The organism is Alcanivorax profundi, from assembly GCF_003597125.1.
Classification (GTDB): domain Bacteria; phylum Pseudomonadota; class Gammaproteobacteria; order Pseudomonadales; family Alcanivoracaceae; genus Alcanivorax; species Alcanivorax profundi.
On sequence record NZ_QYYA01000008.1, the window covers coordinates 1 to 15,833 of the forward strand.

Annotated in this window: 13 protein-coding genes and 1 tRNA gene; all 14 read left to right on the top strand. The window is 56.6% G+C overall.

Going from position 1 to position 15,833, the window contains the following annotated elements:
• A partial coding sequence (locus D4A39_RS16425; RefSeq protein ID WP_463671037.1) for an EF-Tu C-terminal domain-related protein occupies positions 1–135 on the top strand: 135 nt, incomplete at its 5' end.
• Between the two features lie 71 nt (positions 136–206).
• Positions 207–282, top strand: a tRNA-Trp gene (locus D4A39_RS16430).
• Between the two features lie 42 nt (positions 283–324).
• Entirely contained in the window at positions 325–699 is a 375-nt protein-coding gene (gene secE / locus D4A39_RS16435; RefSeq protein ID WP_022986307.1) for a preprotein translocase subunit SecE, read from the top strand.
• Between the two features lie 9 nt (positions 700–708).
• Positions 709–1,251 (top strand): transcription termination/antitermination protein NusG, encoded by a 543-nt coding sequence (gene nusG / locus D4A39_RS16440; RefSeq protein ID WP_022986306.1) that lies wholly within the window; start codon positions 709–711, stop codon positions 1,249–1,251.
• 117 nt (positions 1,252–1,368) lie between these two features.
• A complete protein-coding gene (rplK, locus tag D4A39_RS16445; RefSeq protein WP_022986305.1) occupies positions 1,369–1,797 on the top strand; it encodes a 50S ribosomal protein L11 in 429 nt (142 codons plus the stop codon).
• Positions 1,798–1,800: 3 nt separating this feature from the next.
• Positions 1,801–2,496 (top strand): 50S ribosomal protein L1, encoded by a 696-nt coding sequence (rplA, locus tag D4A39_RS16450; RefSeq protein WP_022986304.1) that lies wholly within the window; start codon positions 1,801–1,803, stop codon positions 2,494–2,496.
• A gap of 240 nt (positions 2,497–2,736) precedes the next feature.
• On the top strand, positions 2,737–3,243 hold the full coding sequence (gene rplJ / locus D4A39_RS16455) for a 50S ribosomal protein L10 (RefSeq protein WP_022986303.1): 507 nt from the start codon (positions 2,737–2,739) through the stop codon (positions 3,241–3,243).
• A gap of 43 nt (positions 3,244–3,286) precedes the next feature.
• On the top strand, positions 3,287–3,661 hold the full coding sequence (gene rplL, locus D4A39_RS16460; RefSeq protein ID WP_022986302.1) for a 50S ribosomal protein L7/L12: 375 nt from the start codon (positions 3,287–3,289) through the stop codon (positions 3,659–3,661).
• A gap of 146 nt (positions 3,662–3,807) precedes the next feature.
• On the top strand, positions 3,808–7,950 hold the full coding sequence (gene rpoB, locus D4A39_RS16465) for a DNA-directed RNA polymerase subunit beta (protein WP_022986301.1): 4,143 nt from the start codon (positions 3,808–3,810) through the stop codon (positions 7,948–7,950).
• Between the two features lie 91 nt (positions 7,951–8,041).
• Entirely contained in the window at positions 8,042–12,244 is a 4,203-nt protein-coding gene (gene rpoC, locus D4A39_RS16470) for a DNA-directed RNA polymerase subunit beta' (protein ID WP_022986300.1), read from the top strand.
• 203 nt (positions 12,245–12,447) lie between these two features.
• A complete protein-coding gene (rpsL, locus tag D4A39_RS16475) occupies positions 12,448–12,822 on the top strand; it encodes a 30S ribosomal protein S12 (RefSeq protein ID WP_022986299.1) in 375 nt (124 codons plus the stop codon).
• Positions 12,823–12,948: 126 nt separating this feature from the next.
• Positions 12,949–13,419 carry a 30S ribosomal protein S7 gene (rpsG, locus tag D4A39_RS16480; protein WP_022986298.1) on the top strand — a complete coding sequence of 157 codons (471 nt, stop codon included), beginning with the start codon at positions 12,949–12,951 and terminating at the stop codon, positions 13,417–13,419.
• A 78-nt stretch (positions 13,420–13,497) separates the two neighbouring features.
• Entirely contained in the window at positions 13,498–15,597 is a 2,100-nt protein-coding gene (fusA, locus tag D4A39_RS16485) for an elongation factor G (RefSeq protein WP_022986297.1), read from the top strand.
• Between the two features lie 31 nt (positions 15,598–15,628).
• Positions 15,629–15,833 (top strand): GTP-binding protein (locus tag D4A39_RS16490; RefSeq protein WP_233552509.1); only part of this gene is annotated, 205 nt, incomplete at its 3' end.

Sequence of the window (15,833 nt, forward strand, 5' to 3'; positions counted from 1 at the left end):
GTAATGCCGGGCGACAACGTTCAGATGGACGTTGAGCTGATCGCTCCGATCGCCATGGAAGACGGCCTGCGCTTCGCTATCCGCGAAGGTGGCCGTACCGTTGGCGCCGGTGTGGTAGCCAAGATCACCGAGTAATTCGTTACCCGGTGGCCAGGGGTGGCAGGCAGGCCTGCCACCCTGTTTTGTTTTACTAGTTTCAAAGTTACAGGCCAGTAGTTCAATTGGTAGAGCACCGGTCTCCAAAACCGGCTGTTGGGGGTTCGAGTCCCTCCTGGCCTGCCAATTTTCCCAAGGCTTTGCCTGGGTGGTAGGGTGCATCGTCCGATGAGCGAGAAAACAGAAGCAGGTTCCGGCTCCGCTGCCCTTGAGGCGGTGAAGTGGTTGCTGGTAGTTGGTCTGGTGGCTGCTGCCGTTATCGGCAATAGCTATTTCTCCGATCAGCCTACTCTTTATCGGGTTGTTGGTGTCGCTGTTGTGGCACTGGTGGCCATTTTTGTTGCTCTGCAGACTGAGCAGGGAAAAGCGTTCAATCAACTGCGCAAGGACTCCATGGTCGAGTTGCGCAAGATTGTCTGGCCGACCCGTCAGGAAACCCTGCAGACCACCCTGATCGTTCTGGTCTTTGTTGTGCTCGTGGCCTTGTTGCTGTTCGTGCTTGACTGGATTCTGGGTGGTCTTATGTCCTGGGTGATTGGTTAAGGGGTTAACATGGCAAAGCGCTGGTATGTGGTACATGCCTACTCAGGTTTCGAAAAGCACGTAAAACGCGCCCTCGAAGAGCGCGTTAAACTGCGTTCAATGGAAGAGCTGTTTGGCGACATCCTGGTTCCCACTGAAGAAGTGGTTGAGATCAAGGGTGGCCAGAAGCGCAAGTCCGAGCGCAAGTTTTTCCCCGGTTATGTGCTGGTGGAAATGGAGATGTGCGACGACTCCTGGCACTTGGTAAAAGAAACCCCGAAGGTGATGGGGTTTATCGGTGAAGATCCGAAAAATCCGGGCCGTGTTTCTCCGATTACCAAGAAAGAAGCTGATGCCATCCTGCAACGTATGGATGACGCAGTGGAAAAGCCGAAGCCGAAGACGCTGTTCGAGGCTGGCGAAGTGGTCCGTGTCAACGACGGCCCGTTTGCAGATTTCAATGGTGTGATCGAAGAAGTGAATTACGAAAAGAGCCGTCTGCAGGTGGCGGTAATGATCTTCGGTCGGTCTACGCCAGTAGAGCTGGAGTTTGGTCAGGTCGAAAAAACCTGATAGCCAAACCGGCAAGTGAATTTGGGAGCCCTGGTCGCCGAATGGTGGCCGGGGCGTTTTGACAACCTGAGGGGAGCCCGCTTGATGTGAGGCGTTTGCACCCAAGGAGTCTAGAAAATGGCGAAGAAAGTACAAGCCTACATCAAGCTGCAGGTTGCAGCGGGTCAGGCTAACCCGTCACCGCCGGTGGGTCCCGCTCTGGGTCAGCACGGTGTAAACATCATGGAGTTCTGTAAAGCGTTCAACGCACAGACCCAACAGCTGGATGCTGGTGCGCCAGTGCCGGTTGTGATCACCGTTTACAACGACCGCTCTTTCACCTTCACCATGAAGACGCCGCCTGCGTCTTACCTGCTGAAGAAAGCGGCGAAAATCAAGAGCGGCTCAGGTGAGCCGAACACCAAGAAAGTGGGCAAGGTAACCCGTGCTCAGCTGGAAGAGATCGCCAAGGCGAAAGAGCCTGATCTGACCGCTGCTGATCTGGATGCCGCTGTGCGCACTATCGCGGGTTCTGCCCGTTCCATGGGCCTGGATGTGGAGGGTTAACCAATGGCTAAACTGTCCAAGCGCCTGCGCGCCATCCGTGAAAAAGTTGAAGCTGGCAAGCTGTATCAGGTTGAAGAAGCTGTAGCGCTGCTGACCGAACTGTCTGGTGTGAAGTTCAAAGAGTCTGTAGACGTGGCGGTTAACCTGGGTGTTGACCCGCGTAAATCTGATCAGAACGTGCGTGGCGCTTCCGTGCTGCCTCACGGTACTGGTAAAACCGTTCGTGTTGCTGTTTTTGCTCAGGGCGCCAAGGCCGAAGAAGCAAAAGAAGCCGGCGCGGACGTGGTGGGTTTTGATGATCTGGCCGAGCAGGTTCAGGGTGGCGAAATCAACTTCGACGTGGTGATTGCTTCCCCGGACGCCATGCGCGTTGTCGGTAAGCTCGGCACTATCCTGGGCCCCCGTGGTCTGATGCCGAACCCGAAGGTTGGCACCGTAACTCCTGATGTTGCCCAGGCCGTGAAAAACGCCAAGGGTGGTCAGGTGCGTTACCGTACCGACAAAGGTGGCATTATCCACTGCACCGTGGGTCAGGTAGGTTTCGACAACACCGCCATCAAGGAAAACGTAGAAGCGCTGCTGGCTGACCTGAAGAAAGCCAAGCCGTCTTCTGCCAAGGGTACCTACTTCAAGAAAGTCACCCTGTCCACCACCATGGGTCCGGGTCTGTCCATCGATCCCGCATCCCTGGCGATGTAAAGCATTCGGCGCATGGCGAAAGCTGTGCGCCAACAAGGACTTTGATTTCGGCAGCGTGCTGCCGGAGCGTCAAAGACCACAGGCGCCTTGGCGGGTTCTCCCGGATAAGGCTTAAACCATCAGCCTGCGTAGACGCGGTGTGGTTCAGGTTTCACTGTAACCCCCGCGTATGAGTTCGCTAGCGAATTCATAAATGGGTGGCCGGTTTCGACCGGTTGTATTCATCGAGGAGGTTACACAGTGGCTCTGAGACTAGAAGACAAGAAAGAGATTGTCGCCGCGGTAAATAAAGCCGCACTGGGTGCATTCTCCGCTGTGGTCGCCGACTATCGTGGCTTGAACGTGGCTCAGTTGACCGAGCTTCGTTCCAAGGCACGTCAGCAGAACGTTTACCTGCGTGTTATTCGTAATACGCTGGCTCGTCGTGCCTTTGAGGGTACCGATCTTGAGCTGCTGAACGAGTCGCTGATTGGTCCGACCATCATTGCTATGTCGCTGTCCGAGGAAGACATGGGCGCTGCTGCCCGTCTGTTCAAGGACTTCGCCAAGGACAATGACCAGCTGGAGCTTAAGACCGGTCTATACGAAGGCAAGCTCTATTCTGGCGCAGAAATCGACGTACTGGCAAAACTGCCGAACCGCGAACAGGCTCTGACCAGCCTGGTGTCTGTACTGCAGGCTCCGGTTTCCAAGTTTGGCCGTTTGCTGACTGCGCTTAAAGAACAGAACGAAGGTGAAGCAGCCTGATCGGCTTCTGAACCGCACATCATCAAGATTTGGAGAAGTTAAAATGGCAATGTCCAAAGAAGATATCCTGAATGCAGTTGCTGAACTGTCTGTACTGGAACTGGTCGAGCTGATCGAAGCGTTTGAAGAGAAATTCAACGTTTCTGCTGCTGCCGTCGCTGTTGCTGCTGCGCCTGGCGCTGCTGGTGGCGACGCCGCTGAAGAGAAGACCGATTTCGACGTTATCCTGACCGGCTTCGGCGACAAGAAAGTTGGCGTGATCAAGGCTGTCCGTGAAGTGACCGGCCTGGGTCTGAAAGAAGCCAAAGAGCTGGTAGAAGGCGCTCCTGCTCCTGTTAAGGAAGGCGCTGGCAAAGACGAAGCCGAAGAGATCAAGAAAAAGATCGAAGAGGCTGGCGGTACTGCCGAGCTCAAGTAAGCGCATTAGCGCTATGTCTTTCCGTCTTGGGTCGGAAAGGCGCCGGCTGGCAGCTTTTTGGCTGCCAGCCTTTTGTCGTTTCTGTATGAGGGGTTTCATACAGAAATATCACCGGGTGGTGATAGATCAACAGCTGAGGAACGCAGATGGCATACTCATTTACTGAGAAAAAGCGGATCCGCAAAGATTTCGGCAAGTTGCCGAAGGTAATGGAAGTTCCCTACCTTCTCGCAATTCAGCTCGATTCCTACCGCAAATTCCTGCAGCAGGACAAAAGCGCAGAAGAGCGTCTGGATAGCGGTCTGGAAGCGGCTTTCCGGTCAGTATTCCCGATTGCCAGTTATTCAGGTAATGCAGCGTTGGAGTATGCCGGCTACGAGTTCGGCAAACCCGTGTTTGATGTGAAAGAGTGCATCATTCGTGGAACGACCTATGCGGCGCCGCTGCGCGTGCGCATTCGTCTCGTGATTTACGACCGTGAGTCGTCCGGGGCGATCAAGGATATTCGTGAACAACAGGTCTACATGGGTGAGATTCCCCTGATGACCGAAAACGGTACCTTTGTGATTAATGGTACCGAGCGTGTAATCGTGTCCCAGCTGCACCGTTCTCCCGGTGTCTTCTTCGATCACGACAAGGGCAAGACTCACTCCTCCGGCAAGCTGCTGTATTCCGCCCGGGTGATTCCTTACCGTGGTTCCTGGCTGGACTTCGAATTCGATCCCAAGGACCTGGTCTTTGTCCGGATCGACCGTCGCCGCAAACTGCCGGCGACCATTCTGCTGCGTGCATTGGGTTACACCTCCGACGAAGTGCTGGAGATGTTCTTCGACACCAATGAAATCGTGGCAGAAGACGGCCTGTACCGCATGAAGCTGGTGCCGGAGCGTCTGCGTGGTGAAACCGCCACGTTTGATATTCTCGCCGATGGCGAGGTGGTGGTTGAGCGTGGCCGTCGTATTACTGCCCGTCATATCCGCCAGTTGGAGAAAGCCGGTCTTGAGTACCTGGAGATCCCTGCTGAGTATCTGCAGGGCAAGTATCTGGCCAAGTCCATTATCGACCAGGAAACCGGTGAGATCCTGGTGGAGTGTAATACCGAGCTGACAGCCGAAACCCTGGAAAAGCTGCAGAACGGCGGTGTTACCGAGTTTGAAACCCTGTACACCAATGATCTGGACAACGGTCCGTTCATGGCTGACACCCTGCGTGCCGACCCGACCCGCACTCCGCTGGAGGCCCTGGTCGAGATCTATCGCATGATGCGTCCGGGCGAGCCGCCGACCAAGGAAGCGGCAGAGAACCTGTTCAAGAACCTGTTCTTTACCGACGAGCGTTACGACCTGTCTGGCGTGGGCCGCATGAAGTTCAACCGTCGTCTTGGTCGTGAAGACGAGACCGGTCCGGGCATCCTGTTTGATGGCCGCTACTTCAGCTCCCGCAACGACGAAGAAGGCAAACAGTACTTCGAGCAGATGGGTGAAGACTCCTCTGACATCATCGATGTACTGAAGACCCTGGTCGACATCCGTAACGGTAACGGCGTGGTCGATGATATCGATCACTTGGGTAACCGTCGTGTGCGCTCCGTGGGTGAGATGGCCGAGAACCAGTTCCGTGTCGGTCTGGTACGTGTTGAGCGTGCGGTCAAAGAGCGTCTGAGTCTGGCTGAATCCGAAGGCCTGATGCCGCAGGATCTGATCAACTCCAAGCCGGTGGCGGCGGCGGTGAAAGAGTTCTTCGGCTCTTCCCAGCTGTCCCAGTTCATGGATCAGAACAATCCGCTGTCCGAGATCACGCACAAGCGTCGTGTTTCCGCGTTGGGCCCGGGTGGTCTGACCCGTGAGCGTGCCGGCTTTGAGGTGCGTGACGTTCACCCGACTCACTACGGTCGCGTGTGTCCGATCGAGACCCCTGAAGGTCCGAACATCGGTCTGATCAACTCGCTGGCGACCTATGCCCGCGCCAATGAGTATGGCTTCCTGGAGTCGCCGTACTTGAAGGTGGTGGATGGCAAGGTCACCGAAGAAATCGAATACCTGTCTGCGATTGAAGAAGCCGAGTGCGTTATCGCCCAGGTCGACGCGAAGATGACTGCCGACGGCGGCTTCGAAGAAGACTTCGTTACCGTGCGTCACCGTTACGAATTTACCGTGATGGAGCGTGACACCATTACCCATATGGATGTCTCCCCCCGTCAGGTGGTGTCGGTGGCCGCGTCGCTGATCCCGTTCCTTGAGCACGATGATGCTAACCGTGCGTTGATGGGTTCCAACATGCAGCGCCAGGCTGTACCGACCCTGCGTGCCGACAAGCCGCTGGTGGGTACCGGTTTTGAGCGTCACGTGGCCCGTGACTCTGGCGTGTGTGTGGTCGCGACCCGTGGCGGTATCGTCGACAAGGTGGATGCGTCGCGCATCATCGTGAAAGTGAACGATGACGAAGTGAACGAAGGTGAAGCAGGTGTAGATATCTACAACCTGACCAAATACACCCGTTCCAACCAGAACACCTGCATCAACCAGCGTCCGCTGGTGAAAGTGGGTGACCGGGTTGCTGCTCGCGACATCATGGCTGACGGCCCGTCCGTTGACATGGGTGAACTGGCCCTGGGTCAGAACATGCGTGTGGCGTTCATGCCCTGGAATGGTTACAACTTCGAGGATTCCATCCTCATCTCCGAGAAAGTGGTGAAGGAAGACCGTTTCACTTCCATCCACATTCAGGAGCTCACCGCGATCGCCCGTGACACCAAGCTGGGTCCGGAAGAGATCACCGCGGATATCCCCAACGTGGGCGAGGCGGCACTGTCCAAACTGGACGAGTCCGGCATTGTTTACATTGGTGCGGAAGTGGAAGCCGGCGACATTCTGGTAGGTAAGGTAACGCCTAAGGGCGAAACCCAGCTGACTCCGGAAGAGAAGCTGTTGCGCGCCATCTTCGGTGAGAAAGCCTCTGACGTGAAAGACACCTCTCTGCGTGTCTCCTCCGGCGTCAAAGGTACGGTTATTGACGTGCAGGTGTTCACCCGCGATGGCGTAGAGAAAGACGAGCGCGCCAAGCAGATCGAGCAGGATGCGCTGGAACAGTTCCGCAAGGATCTGAAAGACGAATACCGGATCCTCGAGCAGGATATTCTGGAGCGTCTGCGCACTGTGCTGGTGGGCAAGAAAGTTAACGGTGGTGCTGGCTTCAAGCGCGGTACTGAGCTGACTGGCGATATGCTGGACGGCCTGGATGCCGAGAAGTGGTTTGAGCTGCGCCCGGCGGATGAAGACGTTGCCGAGCAGCTTGAGCGTGCCCAGCAGTACCTGGAGCAGCACAAGAAAGAACAGGATGAGCGTTACAAGGACAAGCAGGCCAAGATCTCCGGTGGAGATGATCTGGCTCACGGTGTCCTCAAGGTGGTCAAGGTTTACCTGGCTATCAAGCGTCGCATCCAGCCCGGTGACAAGATGGCCGGCCGTCACGGTAACAAGGGTGTGATCTCCGTGATCATGCCGGAAGAAGATATGCCGTACGACGAGAACGGTGTGCCGGTCGATGTGGTGCTGAACCCGCTGGGTGTACCGTCCCGTATGAACGTGGGGCAGATCCTGGAAACCCACCTGGGTTGGGCCGCGAAAGGTCTTGGTGAGCGTATCGGCGAAATGCTGGCGGCGCAGAAGAAGATCGCGGACATCCGCGGTTTCCTCGACAAGATCTACAACAAGGCTGGCGCGGGCGGTTCTCCGGAAGATCTGGATAGCTTCAGCGACGAGGAAATCCTCGAGCTGGCCCAGAACCTGGTAGGCGGCGTGCCCATGGCGACTGCGGTATTTGACGGCGCCAAGGAGTTCGAGATCAAGGAGCTCCTGGAGCTGGCAGGCCACGACAAGTCGGGTCAGGTGCAGCTGTGGGATGGCCGTACCGGCGAGCAGTTCGACCGCAAGGTGACCGTTGGCTACATGTACATGCTCAAGTTGAACCACCTGGTGGACGACAAGATGCATGCACGTTCCACTGGCTCCTACAGCCTGGTTACCCAGCAGCCGCTGGGTGGTAAGGCGCAGTTCGGTGGTCAGCGTTTCGGTGAGATGGAGGTATGGGCACTGGAAGCATACGGTGCTGCCTACACCCTGCAGGAAATGCTCACCGTGAAGTCTGATGATGTAAACGGCCGTACCCGCGTTTACAAGAACATCGTCGACGGCGATCACCGAATGGATCCGGGTATGCCGGAATCCTTCAACGTGTTGCTGAAGGAAATCCGTTCTCTCGGTATCAATATCGAGCTGGAAAACGACTAAGGCAGTGGGCTCCGCACGATGAGTGCGGGGCCACTGTGTACCCGGGTTTAGGAAAGAATCTCGAGCGAAAGCTCACTACGGAGGACTGGCCTTGAAAGACTTGCTGAATCTGCTCAAAAGTCAGGGACAAGTCACGGAGTTTGACAAGATCCGCATCGCGCTCGCGCCGCCGGATCTGATCCGCTCCTGGTCTTTTGGCGAAGTGAAAAAGCCGGAGACCATTAACTACCGGACGTTCAAGCCTGAGCGTGACGGTCTGTTTTGTGCGCGTATCTTTGGTCCGATCAAGGACTACGAGTGCCTGTGCGGTAAGTACAAGCGCTTGAAGCATCGTGGTGTTATCTGTGAGAAGTGTGGCGTTGAAGTTACCCTCTCCAAGGTGCGCCGTGAGCGTATGGGCCACATCGAACTGGCGAGCCCCACTGCGCACATCTGGTTCCTGAAGTCACTGCCGTCCCGTATCGGCCTGATGCTGGATATGACCCTGCGTGATATCGAGCGTGTGCTGTACTTCGAATCTTTCGTCGTGACCGAGCCGGGCATGACCACTCTGGATCGTGGCCAGCTGCTGACCGACGAAGAATACTTCGACGCCCTGGAAGAGTTCGGTGACGAATTCGAAGCCAAGATGGGTGCCGAGGCTGTTCAGCAGCTCCTGATGGAGCTGGACCTGGACGAAGAGATCAAGATCCTTCGTGAGGAAGTGGAATCCACCAACTCCGACACCAAGCTGAAGAAGCTGTCCAAGCGACTGAAGCTGATGGAAGCGTTCCGTGATTCCGGCAACGCTCCCGAGTGGATGATCCTGACGGTCCTGCCGGTTCTTCCGCCGGATCTGCGTCCGTTGGTACCGCTGGATGGTGGCCGTTTCGCCACGTCTGATCTGAACGATCTGTATCGCCGTGTGATCAACCGGAACAACCGTCTCAAGCGTCTGCTGGACCTGAGTGCGCCGGACATCATCGTGCGTAACGAAAAGCGTATGCTGCAGGAATCTGTCGATGCGCTGCTGGATAACGGTCGTCGTGGCCGTGCCATCACCGGTTCCAACAAGCGTCCGCTGAAATCCCTTGCCGACATGATCAAGGGTAAGCAGGGTCGTTTCCGTCAGAACCTGCTGGGTAAGCGTGTTGATTACTCCGGCCGTTCCGTGATCGTGGTAGGTCCGACCCTCAAGCTGCACGAGTGTGGTCTGCCCAAGAAAATGGCGCTGGAGCTGTTCAAGCCGTTCATCTTCGCCAAGTTGGAAGCCCGTGGTCTGGCGACCACCATCAAGGCAGCCAAGAAGATGGTCGAGCGTGAAACCGCTGAGGTGTGGGATATCCTCGCCGAGGTGATTCGCGAACACCCGGTGATGCTGAACCGTGCACCGACCCTTCACCGTCTGGGTATCCAGGCGTTTGAGCCGGTGCTGATTGAAGGTAAGGCAATCCAGCTGCACCCGCTGGTGTGTGCGGCCTTCAACGCTGACTTCGATGGTGACCAGATGGCGGTGCACGTACCGCTGACCCTGGAAGCCCAGCTCGAAGCCCGTGCGCTGATGATGTCCACCAACAACATCCTGTCTCCGGCCAATGGTGAGCCCATCATCGGTCCGACCCAGGACGTGGTACTGGGTCTGTACTACATCAGCCGCGATCGCGTTAACGCCCGGGGTGAAGGCCAGGTATTTGCCGACACCAAGGAAGTGATGCGTGCCCTGGCCAACAAGCAGGTGCACCTGCACGCCCGCGTTAAAGTGCGTGTTCATGAAGTGGTGAAAGACCAGCAAGGTAACGTGGAAGAGCGTACCTTCATCGCCGATACCACCCCCGGCCGTTGTAAGCTGTGGGATATCGTACCGGCCGGTCTGGGCTTCGAAATGGTCAACCAGAACATGACCAAGAAGGCCATCAGCAAGCTGCTGAACACCTGCTACCGTATTCTGGGTACCAAAGAGACCTGTATCTTTGCTGACCAGCTGATGTACCTGGGCTTCCGCGAAGCCACCCTGTCCGGTTCCTCCATTGGTGTGGAAGACATGGTGATTCCGGATGCCAAGTACACCATGATCGACGCCGCCGAAGAGGAAGTGCGCGAGATCGAGGAGCAGTTTGCTTCCGGTCTGGTGACCCGCGGTGAGCGGTACAACAAGGTCGTGGATATCTGGGCGCGTACCAATGACCAGATCGCCAAGGCGATGATGGAAAACCTCCGTGTCGAAGTGGTCAAGAACCGCGAAGGCAAGGACGAAGAGCAGGGCTCTTTCAACTCTATCTTCATGATGGCCGATTCCGGGGCGCGGGGTTCTGCGGCTCAGATTCGTCAGCTTGCCGGTATGCGTGGTCTGATGGCCAAGCCGGATGGCTCCATCATCGAGACCCCGATTACCAGCAACTTCCGTGAAGGTCTGAACGTACTGCAGTACTTCATCTCCACTCACGGTGCCCGTAAAGGTCTGGCGGATACCGCTCTGAAGACCGCAAACTCCGGTTACCTGACCCGTCGTCTGGTCGACGTGGCCCAGGATCTGGTCGTCAACCAGATCGATTGTGGGACCGAAGAAGGCCTGCTGATGACGCCGCTGATTGAAGGTGGTGACGTAGTAGAGCCGCTGCGTGAGCGTGTACTCGGTCGTGTGGTTGCCCGTGACGTGATGAACCCACTCAACCAGGACGAAGTGGCAGTGGAAGCTGGCACCCTGCTGGATGAGGTATGGGTTGAGCAGCTGGAATCCATGGGTGTGGACGAAGTGCTGGTGCGCTCGCCAATCACCTGTGCCACCCGCTGGGGTGTCTGTGCGACTTGTTACGGTCGTGATCTGGCCCGTGGCCATCAGGTCAACGTGGGTGAGGCTGTCGGTGTTATCGCTGCCCAGTCCATCGGTGAGCCGGGTACCCAGCTGACCATGCGTACCTTCCACATTGGTGGTGCGGCGAGCCGGGCGTCTGCGGTATCCAGCATCCAGATCAAGCATGGCGGCAAGGTACGTTTCCACAACGCCAAACATGTAAGCCACAAAGATGGTCTGGTGATCGTTTCCCGTTCTGCCGATCTGGCCGTGGCGGACGAGTTGGGCCGTGAGCGTGAGCGTTACAAGCTGCCTTACGGTGCTGTCGTGACCGTGAAAGAAGGTGAGGAAGTGGATGGCGGTCAGGTGGTGGCCACCTGGGATCCCCATACCCACCCGATCATCGCGGAAGTGCAAGGTAAGGTGCAGTTCGGAGATATGGAAGAAGGTATCTCCGTAAACTACCAGACTGACGAACTGACCGGCCTGACCAGCATTGAAGTGCTGAGCAGCCAGGACCGCCCGTCTGCGGGTAAGGATCTGCGTCCGGTCGTGCGTGTTGTCGACAGTAAAGGCAAGGCTGTGTTCATGCCGAACACGGAAATGCCGGCTCAATACTTCCTGCCGGGCAGCGCCCTGTGTGGCCTGAAGGATGGTGCCGACATCTCAGTGGGTGACGTGATTGCGCGGATTCCGCAGGAATCTTCCAAGACCCGGGATATCACCGGTGGTCTGCCCCGCGTTGCCGACCTGTTCGAAGCACGGAACCCGAAAGAAGCGGCTATCCTGGCGGAGAAAACCGGTACGGTGTCCTTCGGTAAAGAGACCAAAGGCAAGGTACGTCTGGTAATCACCCCGGATACCGGTGAGGATGCCTACGAAGAACTGATTCCCAAGTGGCGTCAGCTCAACGTGTTCGAAGGTGAGCGTGTAGAGAAGGGTGAAGTGGTGTCTGATGGCCCGCTGAACCCGCACGATATCCTTCGCCTCAAAGGTGAAGCCGAGCTGGCCCGTTACATCGTTAACGAAGTGCAGGAGGTTTACCGCCTGCAGGGTGTGAAGATCAATGACAAGCACATTGAAACCATCATCCGCCAGATGCTGCGCAAGGTAGAGATCCTGGAAGTGGGCGAGTCCTCCTTCATCAAGGGCGAGCAGGCAGAATATGCTCGCGTGACCGAAGAGATCGAGCGCCTCAAGGCCGAAGACAAGATGCTGCCCCAGTTCGAGCGTCAGCTGCTGGGTATTACCAAGGCATCTCTGGCTACCGAGTCGTTCATTTCCGCGGCCTCCTTCCAGGAGACCACCCGGGTACTGACCGAAGCGGCGGTAACCGGCAAGGAAGACGACCTGCGCGGTCTGAAAGAAAACGTGGTAGTGGGTCGTCTGATCCCGGCCGGTACCGGCTATGCCTACCACATGGATCGCCGCCGCCAGCGCGAAGATGCGCGCGGGCCGGAAGCGCCAACCATGGACGAGGTGGAAGCCGCCCTGTCCGAGGCTCTCAGCTCCTCCGACGAGTAAGCTGGCGAGTCAGGGCCTCCGGAAGCGGAGGCCTGCAGAATTCCCCTCTTTCGGGAGGGGACAGGGACACCCTGGTAGCCTTGACGGGATGCCGGGGTGTCCCTACAATCGCTGCCCCCATATTTTATGGGCGGTAAATGGGTGATATTGGCCGTCAACTGACGGTTTTTGTCACAGAACTGTAAGCGTGAGGCAGTAGTTTCATGGCAACTGTAAACCAGCTGGTGCGCAAGCCGCGCAAAAGCAAGGTAGAAAAGAGCGACTCCGTAGCCCTGCAGGGCTGCCCCCAGCGTCGCGGCGTTTGCACTCGGGTGTACACCACTACCCCGAAGAAGCCGAACTCCGCACTGCGTAAAGTGTGTCGTGTGCGTCTGACCAATGGTTATGAAGTATCTTCCTACATCGGTGGTGAAGGTCATAACCTGCAGGAGCACTCCGTAGTCCTGATCCGTGGCGGTCGTGTAAAAGACCTTCCCGGTGTGCGCTACCACACTGTTCGTGGAACCCTGGATACGGCAGGTGTGCAGGATCGCAAACAGCGTCGTTCCAAGTATGGCGCCAAGCGTCCCAAGAAGTAATTGAGCTACCTTTTCTGAATGCCGTAGCTCAATGAGCTGCGGAGGGATGAGTAAGGGCCGGACACCGTTCCGGAATTACCTGAAGCTTTCCCCGCCCAAAGCGGGAACGTTAGAGGAACACATCCGATGCCAAGACGTCGCGTTGTTGCCAAACGTGAGATCCTTCCGGATCCGAAGTTTGGAAGCCAGTTGCTGGCCAAGTTCATGAACCATGTAATGGTCAGCGGTAAGAAGTCTGTGTCCGAGCGTATCGTTTACGGTGCACTGGACATCATCGAAGAGCGCAAGGGCGGTGACTCCCTGGAGCTGTTCGAAAAGGCCCTGGACAATATCCGTCCGGCCGTGGAGGTAAAAAGCCGCCGTGTGGGTGGTGCTACCTACCAGGTTCCTGTTGAAGTTCGCCCGAGCCGTCGTACCGCGCTGGCCATGCGCTGGTTGGTAGACGCTGCCCGTAAGCGTGGCGAGAAGAGCATGCCGGCCCGCCTGGCTGGTGAAGTGCTGGATGCCGCCGAAGGTAAAGGTGCAGCGATGAAGAAGCGTGAAGACGTGCATCGTATGGCCGAAGCCAACAAGGCGTTCTCCCACTTCCGCTTCTAAGGCAGAAGGCATTCGAGTCAAACCGGCCTGCGTTCAGGCCGGTTTTTGTATATGAACCAGTGAATCGAGGTATGCAGCGTGGCACGTAAGACTCCTCTCAATCGCTATCGCAACATCGGTATCTGTGCGCACGTAGATGCGGGCAAGACCACCACTACCGAGCGAATTCTTTTCTACACCGGTGTTTCCCACAAGATCGGTGAAGTACATGACGGCGCCGCCACCATGGACTGGATGGAGCAGGAACAGGAGCGTGGTATTACCATCACCTCTGCTGCTACCACCACCTTCTGGCAGGGTATGGACCAGCAGTACGAACAGCACCGTGTAAACATCATTGATACCCCCGGACACGTGGACTTTACCATTGAGGTAGAGCGTTCCCTGCGTGTACTGGATGGTGCTGTGGTGGTGTTCTGTGGTTCTTCCGGTGTTGAGCCCCAGTCTGAGACCGTATGGCGTCAGGCCAACAAATACGAAGTACCGCGTATCGTATTCGTGAACAAGATGGACCGTGCCGGTGCCAACTTCGATCGCGTTTGCGAGCAGATTCGCAACCGTCTGGGCGCCAAGGTTGTACCTATCCAGTACAACATCGGTGCAGAAGATGACTTCAAGGGCGTTGTCGACCTGATCCGGATGAAGGCGATCTTCTGGAACGAAGAAGACATGGGCATGACCTATGAAGAGCGCGACATCCCGGACGACATCAAGGACCGTTGTGACGAACTGCGTGAGCAGATGGTAGAAGCTGCCGCAGAAGGTTCTGAAGAGCTGATGGAGAAATACCTGGAAGAAGGGGATCTCTCCAATGACGACATCAAGGCGGGTCTGCGTCAGCAGGTACTGGCTAACGAAATCGTTCTGGCTCTGAATGGTTCTGCGTTCAAGAACAAGGGCGTACAGGCTCTGCTGGATGCCGTTATCGAGTTCCTGCCCGCGCCTGACGAAGTGAAGGCGATCCAGGGTGTTCTGGAAGATGGCGAGACCGTTGAGTCCCGTGAATCTTCTGACGACGCGCCGTTCTCTGCGCTGGCGTTCAAGATTGCCACCGACCCGTTCGTGGGCTCTCTGACCTTTATCCGCGTTTACTCCGGTGTTCTGAATTCTGGCGACAGCGTAATGAACTCTGTGCGTGAGAAGAAAGAGCGTGTGGGTCGTCTGCTGCAGATGCATGCGAACTCCCGTGAAGAGATCAAGGAAGTGCGCGCTGGTGACATCGCCGCTTGCGTAGGTCTGAAGGACATCACCACCGGTGACACCCTGTGTGACCTGAATAGCGTCATCGTTCTGGAGCGTATGGAATTCCCGGATCCGGTAATTTCCGTTGCCGTTGAGCCGAAGTCCAAAGCGGACCAGGAAAAGATGGGTCTGGCACTGGGTCGTCTGGCTCAGGAAGATCCCTCTTTCCGTGTGAAGACCGACGAAGAATCCGGTCAGACCATCATCTCTGGTATGGGTGAGCTGCACCTGGACATCATCGTTGACCGCATGAAGCGCGAGTTCAAGGTTGAGTGTAACGTTGGTGCGCCGCAGGTGGCTTACCGCGAGACCTTCACCAAGCCGTCCGACGTGGAAGGCAAGTTCGTGAAGCAGTCTGGTGGTCGTGGTCAGTATGGTCACGTTAAGGTGCGTTTCGAGCCCATCGATCGTGATGAAGAGTTCCAGTTTGCCGAAGAAATTCACGGTGGTACCGTTCCGAAGGAATACTTCGGTGCTGTACAGAAAGGTATCGATGAGCAGCTGAAAGCCGGTGTTCTGGCGGGCTACCCGATCCTGGGCGTGAAAGCGACTCTGTACGATGGTTCCTACCACGAGGTGGATTCCAACGAGAACGCCTTCCGTATGGCGGGTGCCCTGGCGGTGAAAAATGCTGCCCAGGTTGGCGGTGCGGTACTGCTCGAGCCGATCATGAAGGTGGAAGCGGTAACCCCGGAAGACTACATGGGTGACGTGATGGGCGACCTGAACCGTCGTCGCGGTATGGTACAGGGCATGGAAGACACCATGGCCGGTAAAGTGATCCGCGCTGAGGTTCCGCTCTCTGAAATGTTCGGTTACGCTACCGATCTGCGTTCCATGTCTCAGGGCCGCGCCAGCTACTCCATGGAATTCCTGAAGTACGCTGAAGCACCGAAGAACATCGCTGAAGAAGTGATCAGCGGCAAGAAATCTTAAATTTACGGTTAATTGTTAAGGGTATAGAACCGTGGCAAAGGAAAAGTTTGAACGTAATAAACCGCACGTAAACGTAGGCACCATCGGTCACGTTGACCATGGTAAAACCACCCTGACCGCTGCGCTGACTCGCGTATGTGCGGAAGTGTGGGGCGGCTCTGCCGTTGCCTTCGACGGTATCGACAATGCTCCGGAAGAGCGTGAGCGTGGTATTACCATCGCCACCTCCCACGTAG

Coding starts and splice junctions, on each gene's coding strand:
- secE (WP_022986307.1), top strand. CDS start 325: ATGAGCGAGAAAACAGAAGCAGGTTCCGGCTCCGCTGCCCTTGAGGCG.
- nusG (WP_022986306.1), top strand. CDS start 709: ATGGCAAAGCGCTGGTATGTGGTACATGCCTACTCAGGTTTCGAAAAG.
- rplK (WP_022986305.1), top strand. CDS start 1,369: ATGGCGAAGAAAGTACAAGCCTACATCAAGCTGCAGGTTGCAGCGGGT.
- rplA (WP_022986304.1), top strand. CDS start 1,801: ATGGCTAAACTGTCCAAGCGCCTGCGCGCCATCCGTGAAAAAGTTGAA.
- rplL (WP_022986302.1), top strand. CDS start 3,287: ATGGCAATGTCCAAAGAAGATATCCTGAATGCAGTTGCTGAACTGTCT.
- rpoB (WP_022986301.1), top strand. CDS start 3,808: ATGGCATACTCATTTACTGAGAAAAAGCGGATCCGCAAAGATTTCGGC.
- rpsL (WP_022986299.1), top strand. CDS start 12,448: ATGGCAACTGTAAACCAGCTGGTGCGCAAGCCGCGCAAAAGCAAGGTA.
- rpsG (WP_022986298.1), top strand. CDS start 12,949: ATGCCAAGACGTCGCGTTGTTGCCAAACGTGAGATCCTTCCGGATCCG.